The 521-nt window shown below is 68.7% G+C and carries 1 protein-coding gene; it reads left to right on the top strand.

What is annotated here, in order from left to right; genetic code table 11:
• Nucleotides 1-521, top strand: a 521-nt coding sequence (locus ACYVOK_RS29080; protein WP_460665756.1) for a methyl-accepting chemotaxis protein, incomplete at both ends; no start/stop codon positions are given.

The raw sequence follows: 521 nt of genomic DNA, 5'->3' as shown, positions 1-521 counted from the left end.
GTGGCCGACCAGACCACCCAGCAATCGGTCACCGTCTCGTCCGCCGCCCAGCAGACCTCCGCCAACGTGCAGACGGTGGCGGCCGCCACGGAAGAGCTGTCGATCTCGATCCGGGAGATCGCCTCCCAGGTGGCGCAGTCCTCCCAGGTGGCCGAGAAGGCCGTCGCCGGCACCCAGCGCACCAGCGCCACGGTGCAGGAGCTGGCCGCGAGCGCCGAGAAGATCGGCGACGTGGTGCAGCTGATCAACACCATCGCGGGCCAGACCAACCTCTTGGCCCTCAACGCCACCATCGAGGCGGCGCGGGCGGGCGAGGCCGGCAAGGGCTTTGCCGTGGTGGCCTCCGAGGTCAAGGATCTCGCCACCCAGACGGCCAAGGCCACGGAGGAGATCTCCCACCAGATCGGTTCGGTGCAGCAGGCGACGCAACAGACGGTGGCGGCGATCCAGGAGATTGCCCGCACGATCACCGAGATGAGCCAGATCTCGACCTCGATCGCCGCCGCCATGGAAGAACAGGG

It is taken from the genome of Kribbella swartbergensis, from assembly GCF_054784135.1.
Note: the sequence above shows the minus strand (reverse complement) of the source record. Positions and strands in the feature narration are given on the sequence as shown.